Raw genomic sequence first — 657 nt, forward strand, 5'->3', positions numbered from 1 at the left:
CCATGGGAGTGGGTTGCACCAGAAGCGGATAGTCTAACCTTTGGGGGGACGTTTGCCACGGTGTGATTCATGACTGGGGTGAAGTCGTAACAAGGTAGCCGTAGGGGAACCTGCGGCTGGATCACCTCCTTAAATGAAAAAAAGCACGACACCCCAAAGCGCCCACACAGTTTGTTTTCAAGCGATGAAAGAAGAAGCCGATTAAAAGCTTTTGCGAGGGTTTTCGTCTTAGGCGAGGCGTCGTTATGAGCAAGCGAAGGAGCATACATGGGTATGTGACTAAGTGCGCGAATAGCGACAACGAAGCATAAGTGGAAAAGCTGAAGCAAAAGAAGAGGGGTCGTAGCTCAGCTGGGAGAGCACCTGCCTTGCACGCAGGGGGTCGGGAGTTCGATCCTCCCCGGCTCCACCACACTAGAAACTAGAGTCTAGTTAAAGGTAATCCAAATCAAATGATTTTCATGTAGAGAGTTATTTAATCTGGGTATTCCAGAAGTTCATTAACAATATGGTAGAGATTGAGGTAACACAAGCGTTTTGGTATGACTATTTCTGATGGTGATGGTTGTATTGAGGATTGTATGACATTGAGTTGATTGAGGTTATATGGTCAAGAAGAGAAGCGCAGACGGTGGATGCCTTGGCAGTAAGAGGCGA

1 tRNA gene and 1 rRNA gene are annotated in these 657 nt (G+C 47.5%); both read left to right on the forward strand.

The window, feature by feature from the left end:
- A 16S ribosomal RNA gene (locus tag E1O52_RS12985) occupies positions 1-132 on the forward strand; the annotation flags it as partial.
- Positions 133-336: 204 nt separating this feature from the next.
- Positions 337-412: transfer RNA gene (locus E1O52_RS12990), tRNA-Ala, on the forward strand.
- The last annotated feature ends 245 nt before the right edge of the window (positions 413-657 follow it).

The organism is Legionella nagasakiensis (genome assembly GCF_900639915.1).
In the GTDB taxonomy this organism is placed as follows: domain Bacteria; phylum Pseudomonadota; class Gammaproteobacteria; order Legionellales; family Legionellaceae; genus Legionella_A; species Legionella_A nagasakiensis.